The following is a 19,581-nucleotide window of genomic DNA, read 5'->3' as shown; positions in this document are numbered from 1 at the left end:
AACAGGTTTTGGAAACCTGTTAGGATATTGAAACCCAATTTGCACGCGTGAGGGATAGAAGCTGGCTACCGAAGTAGCGCGTATAGCCCGACCGTATTTGCGAAAGGCGCTCATCAGCGGTTTGTTTCATAGCGCCTTTTGTAAATGCGGTCACGCCCTGATTATCATTTTCATGAACAAATTAAATTTTTCACAATTTACTTTTTACTTTTCACAAACGAAGATTATTTACTCACTTTGTAAATTTCATTTGTCGTAATCATTTCCCAATTATCAGTTCTAAATGGAGATGCTGGGAATTTTTCTTTGTTGAAAAGATTAATTTCAGTATCATCATCTGCCCAACCGTAATGAACGGCTACGGGATTTTTTACATTTTCGCTTGAAACTATGATTTTGTTGTTTTTGATTATCGCTTTCGCGGAATGAAAAACTTTGTCGGCGCCTGCAATTTCGAATCCTTTTACGTTTTCTGAATTATCTGAAGTTGATAATCCTGAACCGATATTATCGAAAGTCAGAATGATTTCGTTTCCTATTATTTCCTGAGATTTAAAAGTTGGTCCGCTATAGATTTGTTTTTTGCCATACACATTGTTTAATGCAATTGCTGCTAAACGTAATCCGACATCTTGTTTGTTGGTTGGATGAATGTCTTTTGCATTACCAATATCGGTGGTTACAACCATTCCGGTATTTTTTAATTTCAACGTTTCTAATTGCGCTTCACGAAGTTCTGCCCAACGGCTTCCGACTTTACTATTGCCTTTGAATTCATCAAAAGTTGATAATTGAACGAAGTAGAAAGGAAAATCGCCTTGCTTAAATTTTGTTCTCCAATCTGTAATCATTAATGGAAATGCTTTTTTGTATTGTTTTGCTCGCCAGACATTAGCTTCGCCCTGATACCATAAAACGCCCTGAAACGCATACGGAACTAACGGATTTACCATTGCGTTGTACAACAATGATGGGTAACTGTTTGGTGAAACGGCTATTTTGACCTGAACGACATTAAATTTCCAAAGTCCGTCGAGTGGTAAAGTTGAATTTTTGAATTGAATTTTTAGATCGGCCGGATCTCCATAAATTCCTCCGCCGCCTGAATAATCTGCAATTCGAACTGAGATTACATTTTTACCTTCTTTTAAAACTCCGGCTGGAATTTTATAAACTCGTAGTGCTTCCCAAATTTTATTGGTTCCAACTTCAACGCCATTTACATACGTTATATCTTCGTCGTCTACTTTTGAAAGATGTAAAGTGGCTTCGCTTTTAGCTTGTTCGGCAGTTACAGTAATTGTTTTTCGCATCCAGACTACGCCATCAATATTGCCGATTTGTTGGTTTTCCCATAAAGATGGAACTTTTATTTCCGGCCAGTTTTTATCATCAAAATTGAAATCTTTAAATTGGTTTTCATTTTCCATGGAAACATCAAAACCCTGAATTTTTTTGATGTTGTCTAAAACTGATTTTTTATAGACTTCAAAAACCGCATCCATATCAACCTGAGGAACATCGGCAATCATAGCTTTAAAGTCATCGCTTTTTTCGAAAGCTTCGCGGCTTGTCCAGGTTTCTACATTGGTTCCGCCCCAGGAAGTATTAATGATTCCGATTGGAATTTTTAACTGGGCATATAATTTTTTAGCAAAAAAGAAACCCGCTGCTGTAAAATCGCGAATATTTTCTTTGTTGGCAACAGCCCATTTTCCGGCTTTTAAATCTTCTTTTGGCGTTCCGCTTAAATCTTGTGCAACTCCAAAGTGACGAATCATTGGATAATTTGAATCGGCCATTTCTTTTTCAGCATTCATGACTTTATACATCTGAAATTCCATATTCGATTGTCCACTGCAAATCCAGACTTCGCCAACCAAAACATCTTTGATAATGATTTTATTTTTTCCTGTAATCGATAATTCAAAAGGTCCGCCTGCTTTTTCTGCAGACAGTTTTATCATCCATTTTCCGTTTTTATCGGCTTGAATGGTTTTGGTTTGTTTGTTAAAATGAACTTCTACTTTTTCATTTGCATCTGCCCAACCCCAAACCGGAATTTCTTTGTTGCGCTGCAACACCATTCCGTCAGAAAATATTAAAGGTAATCTTACATTAGCATTTGTTATTATGCTGAATATCAAAAAAATAAAAATTATATTTTTCTTCATTGTGTTGTTTTTAAACCACATAAGTGATATAAGAAAATTTAAGTTTTGGATGTGGTCTTTGCTTATGTTTTCTTATATCACTTATAGGGTGAATATTATATTTTTATTGTAGACCTTCTTTCAAAGCGGTTAAAGCCTGTGTATCAAAGACGGTATTATTGCTTCTGTTAAAGATTCCGAAACCTTTATCATTTAGACTTCCTTCATCCCAATAAAAAGGTAATAATCCGTTTGCTTTGTCGGTTTTTACCACTGTTTTTAAATAATAAGCTCTTGAAGCCAGATGTAAAGTTAAAGCATCGCCGGTTAAAGTGGTTCTTCTGATTGCTCCAAACTCTCCTAACAGCACCGGAATTCCTTTATCGACAAATTGGGTTTTCATTAATTTGAAGTTTTTCTCTAAATCGGCTTCTTCTCCATAACTTGCATTACGATCAAGTTCTGTTGTCGAATGATAATTGGCACCCCAATAGTAGAACATTTTTCCCCAAGATTCATCTTTGGTTAAACCGCCAAAATTCCAGGGTGCGTAATAATGTACTTCTACCATCATTCGGTTTGTTACTTTATCAGTTGGTAAAGTCAACATTAACTTGTTTGTTTTTTCGATATCTGTTGTTGGTCCCTGAACTACTAAAGTACGGTATGCATTTTTACCTCCTGTTGAACGAACGGCATCGATAAAAGTTTGGTGATAGGAAGTTAAAATGGCCATTTGAGCTGCATCTTCAACTGCTGGTTCGTTGGCACTTGCAAAAAGTAAATGCTCGTCAAATCCGCGTAATTGCGTTGCGATTTGTTCCCAAAAAGCTTTTTGTTTAGCGTTGTTTTCTACTTTTTTGGCTTCGGTAATATTATTTTCGAGCCAGCCGCCGTCCCAGTGAATGTTTACGACTACGTACATATCATTGTCAACGCAATATTGCACGACTTCTTTTACTCTGTTCAGCCAATCTGCTTTTATTTTGGCTGTAGCCGAATTTTCAAGATACTGATTCCATGAACACGGAATTCTGATCGCATTAAATCCATTTGCTTTAACGGCATCAATTAAGGCTTTCGTTACTTTTGGATTTCCCCAGGCCGTTTCGCCGCCTGTTGCTTCTAAAGTATTTCCGATATTCCAGCCTAATTTTATTTTTGCTGCTAATTGTACTGCTGTGCTTGACATTCCGCTTGCATCAGCCGGAATTGGGTTTGTGTTGTAACTTGGATATAAACCGGCAACAACAACTTTTTGTTCTTGTTTTTCTTCTTCTTTATCTGAACTGCAAGCCGAAATACTTAGAAAAGAAAAGCATAAAATAGTACTAAACAGGTAATGTTTTATTTTATCATTCATTTGATTTGATTTTTACAATTAATTATGTGGTTCTTATTACTTAAAAACATTAAATGCATGCTGAATATTTCATCTGATTAGTTAGAATTTTAACTAATAAAAGCCACACAATTAATGTAAAATCTATTCTTACTTGATCGTTACGGCAATTTCTTTTTTGATATCTCTTGAAGAATTACCTACTTTCAAAGTATATTTTCCTGGCTCAACTGTCCATTTTTTAGCAGCAACATCGTAATACGCTAATTCTTTTACCGGAACCTGAATCGTCACCGTTTCTGAACTTCCAGCTTTTACCAGTACTTTTTTGAATCCTTTTAGTTCTTTCGCGGCACGTGTAACTTTTGAGTCTGACTTCGAAGTATATAATTGTACAACTTCTTTTCCATCTACTTTTCCGGTGTTTTTAACTTCAACAGAAACTTCAATTGTTTCATTTGCTGCATAAGAAGTTTTATCTGCTTTTGCATTTTCGAAAGCGAAAGTGGTGTATGATAATCCGTATCCGAAAGGAAATAACGGTTCGATATTTTTAGTGTCAAACCAACGGTATCCTACCAAAATTCCTTCAGCATAATTTACTGTTTTTCCTCCAGGGAAACTGTTTGTAGCATGCGCAGGAGAATCGTTAATTTGTTTCGGCATTGTCCAGGGTAATTTTCCTGACGGATTTACTTTTCCTAATAGTACATCGGCCAAAGCATTTCCTCCTTCAGAACCATTAAACCATGTCCATACTACTGCTGAACTTTTTTTGCTGATATTTTCAATTTCAAAAGGTGCTCCGGCAACAAAAACAACAATTGTTCTTGGGTTAACGGCTAATACTTTCTGAATTAATTCTTCTTGCCCAAATGGTAATTTTAAGTTTCTACGATCTGAAGCTTCTGTTTCGTAATCACGGTTTGAACCTGCAAATATGATCGCAACATCAGATTTTTTAGCAGCTTCTACCGCTTCTAATACTTTTGCCGGATCTAACTGATCGATTGTTACAGGACCATTTGATGTTATATTTCCTAAATTTCCTTTGTTTTTTTCATCATAACGCTCTAAATATCCTTCAGCATAATTGATTTTTATTGATGACGGCAATCTGTTTTTCAATCCTTCAAGCGGTGTAACTTCTCTTTTTGTTTTTACTCCAGCACCAAATCCGCCAAGCGCATTTTTCTTCGTTGCATTGTTACCAATTACAGCTATCGATTTAACTCCGTCTAATTTTAATGGTAATGCATTGTTATCATTTTTCAATAAAACGATATCTTCTGCTGCAATTTTATAAGCGTCCTGGTAATGTGCTTCTGTTGCAATGCTTCCTTTTACACGGTCTTTTCCGCCCATTGCTTTTACCTGAAACAAAGTGCGTAAAATTCTTTTTACGTGTTTGTCTAATTCTGCTTCTGAAATTTCTTTGTTCTTAGCTGCAGCGATTAATTTATCGGCAAGAAAAAATTCATTGAATGGTTTTGGAGTTCCCATTTCAATATCCAATCCGCTTTGTAAAGATTTTACTGTCGAGTGAACGGCAGCCCAATCTGAAACTACAACGCCTTTAAATCCCCATTCGTCACGAAGGATTTTGTTCAGCATATAATCGTTCTCGCATAAATATTCTCCTCTAAATTTATTGTAAGCTCCCATGACACTGTAAGCATGTGCTTCTTTTATCGAAGCTTCGAATGCCGGAAGATAGATTTCACGAAGTGTACGTTCGTCCATTCGCACATCAATAAAATCACGATTTGTTTCCTGATTATTTGCTGCAAAGTGCTTTACACAAGCCATAACATCGTTATCCTGTAAACCAACAATTAACGGCACTGCAATTTTTTTGTTCAAAAACGGGTCTTCAGACATATATTCATATGTTCTTCCTCCAAGTGGCGTTCTAACAATATTTATGGCTGGTGAAAGCAACATATCTTTATCTCTGGCACGTAATTCCTGCCCAACACTGTTTCCAAAAGTATACGCCATTTCCGTATTCCACGTTGCAGCTAAACCTCCACCGGCTGGGTAATAGGTTGCGAAATCATCTTTTAATCCTGCCGGAGCCCAGTTGTCGCGCGAAATTTCTTCACGAACTCCAAGTGGTCCGTCGGCCATTTTTAGTTCCGGAATACCCAAACGTTTTACACCTCCACTGGTAAACATACTGTTACCGTGCAGCATTCCGATTTTTTCTTCTAATGTCATTTGAGCAACCAACTTGTCGATTTCTGCATCAAACTCAGATCCGATTTCTTTTCCCTGGTGCTCTTCTGTTTGTGCCGAATCAGAATCTGCTGTTTTTACATCGTTTTTACAAGAAGCAAATGCTAAAAACGCAAATACTGCTGACAGGCATATAATTTTATTTTTCATGCTTAATAAATTTATTTTAGTTTTTTGAATAGTTTTATTTAAAGAATTATTGCTTTACAAAATTGAACAATACAACGTCATTTTCATTGATCTTATAGTCTTTGCTAAAAGTTCCGTTGGCATTAATCGTTACTTTTTCTGATGCGATCAAAGCGCCATTGTTTTTTTCTTTTATCTTTTTAACCTGCTCACGTGTTAGTTGACTTGGTTTGCCCAAAGCAAGATAATCGGCGTAAGCGTCATTTACTTTATAACCTACTTTATAGATTTCTAAGGTGTATTTTCCTTTTTGTAAACCGTCGACTTGAATTTTTAAATTTCCTTTTGGTTTAGATGGTAAATCTTTTATATAATACGATTGATTATTAACTGAATCTCCGGGATGCGTATTGGTGAAATCCCAAAACAATAACTGAACATCTCCTTTTGCATTTTTAGTTGCCCATGAAGAAGTGTCTTCGTTTTGAAGTTCTATTTCGCCTAATTTATTCAGAAAAGCATACGAGAAATAAGCCGGTTTTTTAATTCCCTGCGTATTCAATAATCCGAAACCTCCGTGAAAAGGTGTAAATCTTGGGCCCGGTTCTTCGAAAATATCGGTAAAAACCCAATACGACATTGAGTTCGCTGCATTACCAACTTGTTTTAGTTTTTGAAGAATATAAGCAGCCGAATGGTAACTGTCGTGAACCGGATCTGCCGGCGTATAGGACGAGCTCCATTCTGTATAATGTAATTCTAATTTTGGCTTAGCCGAATTTGTAATTTGTTGGCGTGAGTTGATGACATCGCCACTTACACTTGAATCATCCTTATTTAAAACCGTTCCTGTAGTTCCAAATTCATCGAGAAATCCTTGTTTTACGCCGTAAGTATGTGTTGAAATAAAATCTAACGGAACATTGTTTTTAACACAAAAATCTATTGTTTCCGGAACCCACGCTGCTCCGGCAGATGCCGGACCTCCTACTTTATAAGCTGGATTTACACTTTTTATGCCGCGTGCTGCATATTCGTAAAGTTTGAAATATTCGGCCTGAGTTCCTGTCCAGAAACCTGGCGTTAAATTAGGTTCGTTCCAAACTTCAAAATACCATGTTTTTACTTCTTCGTCTCCGTAACGTTCTTTAAAATGTTGTGTTAGGTTTCGAATTAAATCTTCCCATTTTTTATAATCTTTTGGAGGCGTAACATTTCCTTTCCACCAAAAAATAGTCTGATTTCCGCTTGCCAATGCATTGGGCATAAAACCTAATTCTACAAAAGGTTTCATTTTGATACTTATTAGAAAATCATATAAGGCATCAATATATTGGTAATTGTATTCCGGATTTCCTTTTGAATCTTCTCTGTAAACCGCCATATCATCAGACAATAAACCGTGCATTCTGATGTATTTAAAATCGCATTCGTTTTTGGTCATTACCAATTGCTGCTGCCAGTCGGCGCGTAAACCTTCGTTTGCTCTTCCTGCACCAATGCATTCTTTGAACATGGTGTTCAGTTTTCCTGCAGTTTTGTTGTAATCGACTTTAATGGTTCTGTCTGAATTATTATTTTGTCCGATCAATTTGACATTGATTAGAGAAAGCAAAATAAATAGTATCGTTAGATTTTTTTTCATTGTAATTATTTCACTGTTATTTTTTTGTTCAGAAGAATGTTATCCGAAGCGCTTCCTATCTGAATTTCAATTATATTATTTTCTAATTCAAATTGTTGTTTTGCTGTATTCCAATATTCTAAACCTTTTGCTTTTAAAGCCAAAGAAACATTTTTCGTTTCTCCCGCTTTGAAGAAAACTCTTTGAAATGCTTTCAATTCTTTTTCAGGACGTTCTATTTTTGAATTTAATTGTTTTACGTATAACTGAATGACTTCGTCTCCGTCTTTATTCCCAGTATTGGTAACTGAAACGGTAACTTTTACTTCGCCATTTTTGCCAATAGTTTCTGAGTTTGTTTCAATTGAATTGTATTTGAAAGTCGTATAACTTAATCCGTGTCCAAAAGCATATAAAGGTTTTCCTTTGAAATACATATAGGTTCTGCCATTTCGAATGTTATAATCTAATAAATACGGCAAATCTGTAATATCCTTGACCCATGTTTGCGTTAAACGTCCGGCGGGATTATAATCTCCAAATAAAACATCGGCTAGAGCAGTTCCGGTTTCCTGACTGTTTTGGGTCATGTGCACAATTGCCGGCACGTGTTCTTGTGTCCAGTTTATAGCGTAGGGAAAACTGCTAATTAAAGCTACAACTGTTTTAGGATTGGCCTGATAAACGACTTTTATTAAATCTTCCTGTTCTAAAGTCAGCGATTGCCGATCGACAGCTTCTTTTCCTTCACTCGGAACGGGACAATTTGCCCAACCTGCATTACAAACCGGATGATTTCCCACAATTACAATTACAGCATCTGCTTTTTTAGCAATTTTCGCTGCATTGCCGTCTATGTTATTTTTGGCATAAAGGATTTCTACATTGTTGCCTAACTTATTTTTAATTCCCTGCAAAGGTGTAATAACATACGGTGGCGTTCCACTGTACCAGTCTAAAAGCACTTCGTCAGCGCGAAGTCCGATTACGGCAATTGTTTTTAGTTTTTCTTTTTGTAAAGGCAATAATCCAGTATCATTTTTAAGCAATACAATAGATTTTTGAGTTGCTTCTAAAGCGATTTTTTTATGTGCTTCGGTTTTCCACGGATCAATCGTATCTTTTCCCGTTCCGATTTTCGCATACGGATTATCTTCTGAAACATCCAACATTCCCAGTTGAATCATTACCCGATAATCGCCACGAATAACGGCATCAATATCTTTTTCCTTTAAATAGCCGTGCGAAAGTGCTCCATAAATTGCTTCTGTATATTCATCCAAAAACTGATTGATTCCTGCTTTTATCGCTGCAGCAGCTCCAAGATATTTATCTGCGTAATATTTATGATCTGAAAGCAACAATTTGAATGCGCCGCCATCGGTACAAATAATTCCGTTTTGGCCCCATTCTTTTTGTGTAATGTTTTTCAGCATCGGATGTACCATTGCCGGAATTCCGTTTACTTTATTGTAGGCTGCCATGTAGGCGCGCGATCCTCCTTCTACAACGCCCATTTGAAAAGGCAAAGCATAATATTCTCTCCAAAGTCTTTCATCAAAATCAGATGAAGTATAGGTTCTGCCGTCTTCATTACTGTTGGCCAGAAAGTGTTTCATTAACGAAGCCGTTTGCCAATATTTCGAATTATTTCCCTGCAGTCCTTTTACGAAAGCAACGGTCATTGTTCCGTTAAAAAAAGCATCTTCTCCGTAACTTTCTTCGGTACGACCCCAACGCGAATCTCTTGCAATATCTGCATTTGGAGCCCTAACGACTAAGCCTCCACGATTGTATTTTTGAAAAGCATAACGTGTTTCATAACCTTCAACCTGTGCTACTTTCTGCAATAGATCAACATCCCAGGTTTCTCCCAAACCGTAAGCCTGAGGAAAAGTAGTGGTTGTTAATGGTGGTTTATTTTTTCCGCCCCATTCTCCCGGTCCGCCAAGTGCCAAACCGTGCAATCCTTCTACATGACCTGTTCCTGTAACACCTAATCTTTTTATCGACGGATTTGTGCTTAAGGCCTGAACCTTTTCATCAAGCGTCATTAACGACAACAAATTATCAATACGCTTTTCAGTATCTAATTTAGGATCCTGAAAAGGATATTGCTTTTGCTGTGACATTACCAAATTGATGGACAAAAGAAAGACGATATGCAGAATGAGGTTTTTCATTTAAAAAATTTGTGGTTATTTAACCCGAAGGTTTATAATTTTTAAATCTAATCGTTCCGTTAAATAAACCCGACAGGTTTTAATAACCTGTCGGGTTTGACAATCTATATCTATAATTTTTTAAATCTAATTGCTGTTCCGCCAGCACCGCCTAAATGTAATTTTAATGAATCTGAAGCTTTAACTGTTTTCTTAGAAATTGCAATTGCAGACGGATTGTGTGTTTCATCAGTTCCTTCTGCATCAGCATAAATCTGAGCTTCATAAGTTGCATTTGGATCTAAGAATGACAATGAAACATTTACGTCTCTTGCGTTTTCGTTTGTAATTGTTCCTAAATACCAGTCTGCGCTGTTTCTGTCTTTACGAACGGTTGTGATATATTGTCCAATTGCTCCTTCTAATACTTTAGTATCTTCCCAATCTGTTGGAACATCTTTTAAGAATTGCAAAGCTGGTTTTCCTTCGTAGTTTTCAGGAAGATCTGCCATCATCTGGATTGGTGCATAAATCGTAACGTACAACGCCAATTGTTGCGCTGCTGTTCCGTGCACTCTTTTTCCTGGGAAACCTTGTTTTACCTCAACATCAAAAATTCCGGGTGTAAAATCCATTGGTCCAGAAAGCAATCTTGTAAACGGAATAATCGTTAAGTGATTTGGCGGATTTCCTTCGCTCCAGGCGTTGTATTCTTGTCCACGTGCTGCTTCTCTTGAAACCATGTTTGGGAAAGTTCTGCGCTCTCCCGTATCTTTTATTGATTCGTGATATAATACGGCTAAGTCGTATTGCGCTGCTTTTTCAAGAATATATCTGAAATAATTTACTCCAAATTGTCCGAAGTGATTTTCTTTCATATTCAATTTAGAACCTACGTGACCAATTTTAACCGAATGCATTCCCAGTTTTTTGTATAAGGCAAAACCTTCGTCTACTTCTTTTAAGTAATTAATTAAGTTTGAACCTGTTTCATGATAACCAATAAGTGCTACGCCTTTTTTGTTTCCGTACTCCACTACTTTTTCAAAATCGAAATTGTCTGCGCTTTTTGTGAAACTGAACATGTGCATGTGGTTTTCATACCAAGCCGGTGTCCAGCCTTTGTTCCACCCTTCGATCAACAAATGATGAAATCCTTCTTTTGCCGTAAAATCAATATATTCTTCGGCATGTTTGGTTGTTGCGCCTTGTTTGTCGCTTTCCCAAAAAGTATATTTCCCAATATGCATTCCCCACCAGATTCCGAAATATTTGTACGGTTTGAAATAACTTGTATTTTTTAATTTGTTTGGATCATTCAGATTCAAAATCAAATAAGACGTAATTAATTCTGATGGATTTTCTCCAATTTGAATCGTTCTCCATGAAGAAGTAAAGGTATCTTTTACACGCACTTTTACACCATCTGACCACGGCACTAAATCTGATTTTAGTTGTGTTCCTATTGTGTTTACTAAAGTCATACTTGCAAAATCTTTCAAATTGGCTTCATGAAAACTCAATGCTAATCCGCTTTTGCTTTCGATTGTTAGTGGTGTCAAAACGGTATCTAAAGTGCTAACCTGAGCATCTTTAAAAAGATATTCGTCACGGTTTTCTCTGTTGGCCGGAATCCACCATGCTTTTCCATCTTCTTTTAGGTTAAAAGTCGTTTTTTCATCCATAATGAAAATACTGTCTTTTACATTTTGTTTTGGATAGACATATCTAAAAGCAACTCCATCATCAAACGCACGAAATTGGATTTCAAGCTTACGTTTGTTTTTTCCTTTTTGCTGTAATTGAACCGATAATTGGTTGTAGTGATTTCTGATGTTTTTCTTTTCTCCCCAAACTTGTTCCCAGGTTTCATCAAAAGTCGAATTTTTTACGCTTTTGATTTCGAAATCAGTGCTTAAACTTTCATTTCCTTTTAATAAAAATCCCATGTCTGATGGTGTAATCACTTCGGTTTTTCCGTGTGAAACAGCATATTTTGGTGCATTTTTTACTAACTCGAATTTGATTTTATTTTGCCCGTTTGGCGAAGCCAATTCGTAAGCATTTTTATTTTTCTGGCTGTAACCAATCGTAATTGAAAGTAAAACAGCGGAGAGTATTATGTTATTTTTCATGATATTTTTTTTGAATCATCTTAAATAAATCGGATGACGCGCTCAACCTCATCCGATTTAAAACTAAACTAAAACTAAACTAATTTTTATTTATTGGGTTCAATATTTTAAACACATAGAGACATAGATTTTGTAGACTTAAAATAGGCGTTTCACTTGCATTAACTCACATAGCTATGTGTAAAAGCGTGCTTTTTTGATTACTCTTTATAAGTTCACTACATCCTATGTTTCTATGTGTTTATTTTTTTTCTCGCAGATTTTGCAGATTCAGCAAATTTTTAATTTTTAATTCTCAATTTTTAATTCTTTTCCCACTCTGTTTTGAAAGTGGTTTTTCCGTTTAATGGGTTTGTAGTTACATCAAAATTGTTTCCGTTTTTGGTAACTTTAATTTCTTGTACTGCTGTATCATTTGGCAAAAATACTTTGGCTGTCGCCGAAGTTGTATTGTCGCTTGCATATACTTTTAGCGTTAATTTACTCCAGTCCATATCTTTTGTAGATTGTGCCAAAGCGATGTGAGGTAATGCAGTTCCGTCTTTTACTAACACTACAATTGGCACTTCGCCCGCTTTGATTTTATGCCATCCAGATTGGTACACTTTTTTAGTTTGGTAATCGATCCAGGTTCCTTCCGGAAGGTAAACATCTCTTTCTGTTACTTCTTCAAAAAGTGGTGCAACTAAAATACTTGATCCAAATAAATATTCATTATCTACTAACCAGGCTCCCGGATCATTTGGATATTCTACAAATAATGCACGCATCATTGGTAATCCTTTTTGAGAACTTTCTTTGGCCTGAGCGTAGATATATGGCATTAATTCGTAACGCATATTATCTGCTTTTCTAAATCCTTCTAAGAAATCTTTGCTGTACAACCAAGGTTCACGCGGAGGCTCTCCGTGGCTTCTTACATGTGACGTGAACATTCCGAATGGTGCCCATCTTCTGTATAAATTCTCCGGTGATTTTGTTGCAAATCCTCCTACGTCATGACTCCAGAAACTGAATCCGCTTAATCCTAATGAAAGGCCGCCACGTAATTCTGCCGACATTGCACCGTTTGTCGTTTCGGCATCTCCACCCCAATGTAAAGGGTAACGTTGTGAACCTGCCCAAGTACTTCTGGCCCAGATTAAAGTGTATCCTTTTTCTTTCTGTGTAATTTCAGCAACTGCTTTATTGTATCGTAACGGGTATAAATTGTGTTCGTAAAAACCGGTTCTTCCTGAATGGTAAATTCCGTCTGGCGGTGCTGCTTCTCCAAAATCAACTTTGAAAACCGCTACGCCCTGATCGAATAAATGTTTCAGTTTTGCCTGATACCATGTTACGGTTTCCGGATTTGAGAAATCAAGAACGGCATCTTCGTACGGAAGGTTTCCTTTGCGGTCTCTTACGGCTAAGTTTTTATCCATGATTTCATTAAACAACGTATTCTTTGGTGAGAAATAAGGCAATTGCCATAAACAAACCTGAAAACCATCTTTCTTTAAATCGGTCATCATTTTTTGTGCATCGGGGAAACGGGCTTTTGCAAACTCGTAATTGTTTCTCCAGTCTACATCAAACCAACCTGTATCAAAGTGAATAACATCTGTTGGAATTTTATATTTACGTAAATCTCTTGCTACGTCGCGTCCTTCTTTTTCAGAGAAATACGTAATACGGCTCATCCAGAAACCAAATGACCAAAGTGGCGGCATTGCAGCTTTTCCGGTTAAATTTGTGTATTGGTCTAAAACGTCTTTTGGTTCTCCAATAAAGAAAAACAAATCGGCTTCGTCGTCTCCAATGTACATTTCGTTGGCACTTGAATAATATCTTCCAAAGTCAACTGTAATTGGTGTAGAATGGTGCATAAAAACTCCGTAACCGCGGCTGCTCATGTAAAACGGAATTGGTTTGTACATGGTTTCATTCTGAATTCCGTTGGCATCATCTGCCCATAACACTACTTTTTGTCCGCGTTTGTTGAATTGTGTGAAAGATTCTCCACAACCAAATATTTTTTCGTCTGGTTCTAAGCTAAAAGCGGCTCCCATACTTTTTGAATAATCGCTGTTTCTGCGAACGTACGAGAATGGAAGTGTTGGTGTATAGGTATTTTTAAAATCGGTATCGTGAAGTGTACTGGTCAGTAGTTTTCCTTTTTCATCGTAGATTTTTACGTGCCAAGGTTTTACCAGAATTTCTACAACTCCGTGCTTGCTTGTGTATTTGTGACCACCTTCAATTTTAGAATATTTCCATAATTCAGGGTGATTTGGCGCAACGCCGTCAACTAGCATTAAAGATTCTTTTTGGGGATGAAACTGTGGCCCTGAAGTGGTTTTGATTCGGATTGTTCTATCAGAAATAAACTGAATCTCAAATGGCAACAATGGCGAAGCTTCGTATTCTGTCGTCGGGAATTCGTTTGCAGGAACAGAGTCCGGCTTCATCATCATATTGTTGAAAGCCTGACGTGTTTTATAATTATATCTCAAATATTTTATTGTCCCTTTTCCTGTAGCAGGATCAAAAGCTGCAAGTTCATCGGCAAAATAAAACGTGTTCAGGTAATTCTGAAAATCTTTGCTGATATCTATCGGAGCATTAAGCACATCTGCGTTCTGAATTTGTGCTGCTGCTTTTGGCGAAAGCAACAATCCAAAACCCATGAATAGAGATAAGGAGGCTATCTGTATTTTTTTCATTGTGTGGTTTTTAAGTTTGTTTATTTGTGGTTATTCTGCTGTAATTACAATTGTGGCTTGTTTTAATCCGTTTGCTTTTGCGGTCAATTCGAGTCTTCCGGTTTTATCGCCGGACTGAACAATGACTAAACATTTTCCGCTAAGGGCTGTATGTTTTAAACCTTTGTATGATTCATGACTTACCGGATCTCCGCTGCAAACGCCTACGATTTTTCCATTTCCTTTTAAAGAGAAGTTGATTTCGTTATTGGCATTTGGCGCTAAAGTTCCTTTGTCGTCTAAAATATCAACAGTTACAAATGATAAATCATTTTCATCTGCTTTGATTGTACTTCTGTCTGCTGTTAGTTTTAATTGTGATGGATTTCCGGCTGTTTTAATTTCGGTTTCGAGCACTGTTTTTCCGTTTTTACGGGAAACAGCTTTTAGTGTTCCTGGCTGAAAAGGAACTTTCCACATTACGTGCAAGTCGTCTCCTTTTTTACTGCGAACTCCAACTGATTTTCCGTTAAGGAAAAGTTCAACCTCATCTGCATTATTGTAATAGGCCCAAACATCTACGGTTTGTCCGGCTTTCCAGTTCCAGTGTGGAAAAAGATGCAGCACAGTTTTATCCGTCCATTCACTTTGATACATATAATAAACGTCTTTGGGGAAACCGGCCAAATCTACAATTCCGAAATACGAACTTACTGACGGCCATTCATAAGGAGTTGGTTCTCCGATATAATCGAAACCTGTCCAGATGTACATTCCTGAAAGAAAATCATGTTTTTTAATCACTTTCCAAGTGGCTTCGTGTGTAGAACCCCAAGGTGCCTGAACCTGATCGTAAGCTGAAACGGTATTGCCCGGATTTCCTTCTGTAAATTTAAGATCCCATCTTACAGGCCATTTTTTTATGGAGTCTGAAGTAGCATCATAATAACCACGCGTTTCTAAAGCCGAGGTTGTTTCGGTTGCGATGAAAGGTATCCCGGAGAAATTCTTTTTATGATATTCATACGTTTGATGTGCATAATTGTAGCCAATAATATCTAATACACCAGAAGCTGCGATTTTATTGTATTGAACTGCTGCTTTATCAAACTGTAAATTAATACCATCCAGATTCATGTTTACCGGCGGATTCATCGCTGCTGTAATCGGACGCGTTTTATCGTACTGACGTGTAATTGCAGCTAATTCTTTTGCAATCGCAACGCCATTTTCGTTCCATTGTTCGGGAATTTCATTTCCAATACTCCACATAAAAATACTTGGGTGATTGCGGTCGCGAAGCAATTGATCGATTAGATCTTTTTTGTGCCACTTGTCCCAATCATTTCCGTAGTCGTATTTGGTTTTGGTTTGTTTCCACATGTCGAATGCTTCATCCATGACAATGAAACCCATTTTATCACAAAGATCTAAAAGTTCCGGAGCGGGCGGATTGTGTGTGGTTCTGATTCCGTTTACGCCCATTTCTTTCAGAATTTCTAACTGACGTTCGATCGCACGCGTGTTAATCGCAGCACCTAACGCACCTAAATCGTGGTGTAAACAAACTCCTTTTATTTTTACTTGTTTTCCGTTTAAGATGAAACCTTTGTCAGTATCAAATTTAAAATCTCTGATTCCAAAACTGGTTTTGTATTGATCTACAATTTTATCATCTACTGAAATTTCGGTAACTGAAATATACAGTTCCGGTTTTTCTACAGACCATAAAATTGGAGTTTCAACCTGAGCAGCTTGTTTTATGGTTTGATTGGCATTGGCACTGATCGTTATATCTTGCGTAACAGATGTTACTTTTATATCTTCTTTAAAAATAGTTGTTGTTACTGTTGCTTTTTTTGAAACTGAGTTTTGATTTTGAATGGTAGTTTCAAAATTAACTGAAGCTTTTTCGGCAGTAACTTTTGGGGTTGTAATGTAAGTTCCCCATTGTGCAACGTGCAATTTGTCGGTAGTTTGAATCCAGACATTTCTAAAAATTCCTGAACCTGAATACCAACGTGAGTTTGGTTGTTTTGAATTGTCAACCTTTACAATTATTTCGTTGTTTTTGTCTCCGTAATTTAGATAGGGAGAAATCTCGTATTGAAAACCTATATATCCGTTCGGACGTTTTCCTAAATAATGTCCGTTTACCCAAACTTCACTGTTTTTGTAAACACCATCAAAGGCAATTGTTATTGTTTTATTTATATCTTCAGAAGCTATTTTGAATGTTTTTTTATACCATCCTAAACCTCCGTTAAGCGATCCTCCACCATATCCTGCAGGGCTTTTTTCATCAAATTTTCCTTCGATACTCCAATCATGCGGAACATTTAAGGTTCTCCATTTTGTTGAAGTTCCAATAGTATCTTTATCTATTAAACTATCATTTAGGTGAAAGCTCCAATTTGAATTAAAAGAAACTTTTCGGTTCACAAAAGCATCATCTTTTTTGCTGCAAGAGCCAAAAAGTATAATTCCGATTATCAGTACTAATGACAATTTGTTACTTAAATTATTTCTTTTCTCTTTCATACGGGAATTATTTTAATTGAAAAAATATAAATATACCGACAAGTGACTTTTACAATCACCTGTCGGTAGTTTAGTATGTTAAACGAATTACGGTTTTGGTTTGTAGTGGAAAACGATTTGTGCTTTTCCTTCACCAGTTCTGCTTTGATCACGCAGAACAGACAAACGTAACGAAGTTGGTGTAAGTTCAATTACTTTTAAGCTACTCCAGTTGCTTACATCCGGATAATAATCTCCTCCGTAAAGCAATTCTGCACCATTTAAAAATGACATTTTATTATTTGCCATATCAAATGCGAATAATCCCGCTTTGGTAGTTTGAGCAGCAGTCGTTTGAGCAGTCTGTTTTACAGTAACATTATATCCTCCTGAAAGGTCAAAACGCATTTCTCCCCAGTCTTTGTTAGGCATAACCCATGAATTGCTTGCATAATCAGGATACCAGTTCCAGTTATCTCCACTTGCAGCAGGAAAATCTAAACCAGCCCAGCCTATTGGACTATCAAAATCTAAAACCCAAGTTTTACCGGCAGATCCATTTGTTAACATTGCCCACTTAGGATCACTAAAATAAGTTTCATCATTTGCTGCAACCGTAACAGATACAGGAGCTGTTGCATCTACAGAACCTCCTCTTGTATAAGCGGTGTAATAAATATTATAGGTTCCTCCAAAAGGAAATACTACTTTATCATCGTTTTTATTAGAATGTCCTAATTCATTTCCTTTGCTATCAACGTATTTCCAATATGGAATTACATTTGGGTCCTGATTCTTTAGAATTACTTCATGATCATTTGCAGGATTTTGAGTAACTGAAAATTTTGTGTTCGCTGGCGTTAAGGTAATGGCGTCTAAACTTTCGCGATCTTCAACAGGTTCACATGAAAATAATAATGAACCTATGGTTACTGCAGCTATTAATATATATAGTATACGTTTCATAATCATTTGTTTTTTAATTAATTCCAACCTGGATTTTGTTTAATAGTACCGTTTGAAAGTACTACTTGCGATTGCGGTAACGGAAACCAACCTAAAGTTTCTGATCTAAAAGTTACATCAAACTGATTTGTACCGGTAACAGTATTGTCAATTGCTCCTTTAGCGACATCCATACCTTGTCTGATTAAATCAAAATAGCGTTGTCCTTCAAGAGCTAGTTCTAAACGACGCTCATTCATGATAGCTCCTTTATCAAGAGTTGTCGCTCTATGTGTAGTGTCTTTAAAAGCTCTGTCACGAACTTTGTTAAAATCATCAATAGCTAAAGCTGAATTAGTAGATAGATTTAATTCTGCAGCCATAAGCAATACATCTGCAAAACGAATTACTGCATAATCCTGATAGTTATCAATTTGGAAATTTCCTCCGTTTGCTTCTACAATTGCAGTTCCTGCATCGTTAGTAATCGGGCAATATTTTTTCCAAGAATATCCAGTGTATTGACGTTGGTCTCTTGCTTGCGGATCAAAATTTAAAGGTGCTCCTTTATACTGTTCTGTATTGTAACTGATAATTGTTGCATCTCTACGCGTATCGCCAGCAGCATAAGCATCATATAATTTAGCATTTACCGTTGCGCCTCCCCAACCGGTTGCATATGGTCCGATACTTCCGCCACGTGGTGCAATATTTACCTGAAAACGGTTTCCTTCATTTAAATTCCAGTCTCCTTTTCCTGAACCGTTGAAACGAACAGCCCAAACCATTTCTGTATTATCTTCTCCTGCAAAGTTTGCGAAAGAAGCTGCTAACCAAAGATTAGCAAAATCAGCAACCAATCCGTGTCCGCTATTGCTTACCACATCATTGATATAAGTTGTAGCTTGTGCTTTTGTAACGACACCAGCTAAATCAGCTTTTTTATAATAATCTGTGTAGAACAAAAATGTTCTTGCCAAATAAGCTTCGGCAGCCCATTTTGTAATACGTCCGTAATTAGCGTTTCCTTTTTGTGAATAGTTTTCAGGTCCTAAATTATCAGCAGCAAATTTTAAATCACTTGCAATTAAAGCATAAGTAACTTCTGCCGATTGTCTTGGCAATAAAAACTCACTTGTAGTTACAGTATGGTCTAAAGGAATAATATCTCCGAACATTTTTGCAGCTGTAAAGTGAAAGTGCGCTCTTAAAAAACGTGCTTCTGCTTCGTATCTTGTTTTTAATGCTGTATTAGCTCCCCAGTTTACTTTGTCCAGGTTTTCTAATAAGATATTTGCTCTGTAAATTCCCAGGTAAGCATATTTCCAAACATCAGAGTTCATGTCTTTATTACTCACATATAAAAAGCGATCCCATTCAATATCTGTTTGAGCATCAGCAGTTCCATATCCTCCAAAACAATTATCAGAAGCTTGTTCACTAATTAATAAAGGTCCGCCATAAGCTTCGCGCTGCAATACGTCATAAACAGCAACTAATCCTTCATAAGCATCATCCAGAGTTTTATAAAAGTTAGATTCATCCTTGTTTGTAGAAGATTCTGTATCCAGAAAATCATCTGAACAAGCTCCTAATACAAATAGGCTTGAAAGGGCTAATAGTTTTATATATTTTTTCATCGTTTTCAT

The 19,581-nt window shown here is 36.8% G+C and carries 10 protein-coding genes; all 10 read right to left on the bottom strand.

The window, feature by feature from the left end; translation table 11 throughout:
- Positions 1-224 precede the first annotated feature (224 nt).
- Entirely contained in the window at positions 225-2,174 is a 1,950-nt protein-coding gene (locus EV143_RS02610) for a sialate O-acetylesterase (protein WP_133506428.1), read from the bottom strand.
- 103 nt (positions 2,175-2,277) lie between these two features.
- Positions 2,278-3,516: a glycoside hydrolase family 5 protein gene (locus EV143_RS02605; RefSeq protein ID WP_133506427.1), complete on the bottom strand. Its 1,239-nt coding sequence runs from the start codon at positions 3,514-3,516 to the stop codon at positions 2,278-2,280.
- A gap of 129 nt (positions 3,517-3,645) precedes the next feature.
- Positions 3,646-5,883 carry a glycoside hydrolase family 3 C-terminal domain-containing protein gene (locus EV143_RS02600; RefSeq protein WP_133506426.1) on the bottom strand — a complete coding sequence of 746 codons (2,238 nt, stop codon included), beginning with the start codon at positions 5,881-5,883 and terminating at the stop codon, positions 3,646-3,648.
- Positions 5,884-5,929: 46 nt separating this feature from the next.
- Positions 5,930-7,507 (bottom strand): GH39 family glycosyl hydrolase, encoded by a 1,578-nt coding sequence (locus EV143_RS02595; RefSeq protein ID WP_133506425.1) that lies wholly within the window; start codon positions 7,505-7,507, stop codon positions 5,930-5,932.
- Between the two features lie 5 nt (positions 7,508-7,512).
- A complete protein-coding gene (locus tag EV143_RS02590) occupies positions 7,513-9,669 on the bottom strand; it encodes a glycoside hydrolase family 3 C-terminal domain-containing protein (protein ID WP_133506424.1) in 2,157 nt (718 codons plus the stop codon).
- Positions 9,670-9,779: 110 nt separating this feature from the next.
- Positions 9,780-11,783: a glycoside hydrolase family 97 protein gene (locus EV143_RS02585; RefSeq protein WP_133506423.1), complete on the bottom strand. Its 2,004-nt coding sequence runs from the start codon at positions 11,781-11,783 to the stop codon at positions 9,780-9,782.
- A 302-nt stretch (positions 11,784-12,085) separates the two neighbouring features.
- The gene (locus tag EV143_RS02580; RefSeq protein ID WP_133506422.1) at positions 12,086-14,488 is read right to left on the bottom strand and encodes a glycoside hydrolase family 31 protein; all 2,403 of its coding nucleotides are present in this window, start codon (positions 14,486-14,488) and stop codon (positions 12,086-12,088) included.
- 30 nt (positions 14,489-14,518) lie between these two features.
- Positions 14,519-17,008, bottom strand: coding sequence for a glycoside hydrolase family 2 TIM barrel-domain containing protein (locus EV143_RS02575; RefSeq protein WP_133506421.1), 2,490 nt, complete (start codon positions 17,006-17,008; stop codon positions 14,519-14,521).
- Positions 17,009-17,095: 87 nt separating this feature from the next.
- Positions 17,096-17,953: a hypothetical protein gene (locus EV143_RS02570; RefSeq protein WP_133506420.1), complete on the bottom strand. Its 858-nt coding sequence runs from the start codon at positions 17,951-17,953 to the stop codon at positions 17,096-17,098.
- Between the two features lie 17 nt (positions 17,954-17,970).
- Positions 17,971-19,572 (bottom strand): RagB/SusD family nutrient uptake outer membrane protein, encoded by a 1,602-nt coding sequence (locus tag EV143_RS02565; protein WP_133506419.1) that lies wholly within the window; start codon positions 19,570-19,572, stop codon positions 17,971-17,973.
- Between the last annotated feature and the right edge of the window lie 9 nt (positions 19,573-19,581).

Source organism: Flavobacterium chryseum (assembly GCF_004362015.1).
Taxonomy (GTDB): Bacteria; Bacteroidota; Bacteroidia; order Flavobacteriales; family Flavobacteriaceae; genus Flavobacterium.
This window is presented reverse-complemented; position numbering and strand designations above follow the sequence as displayed.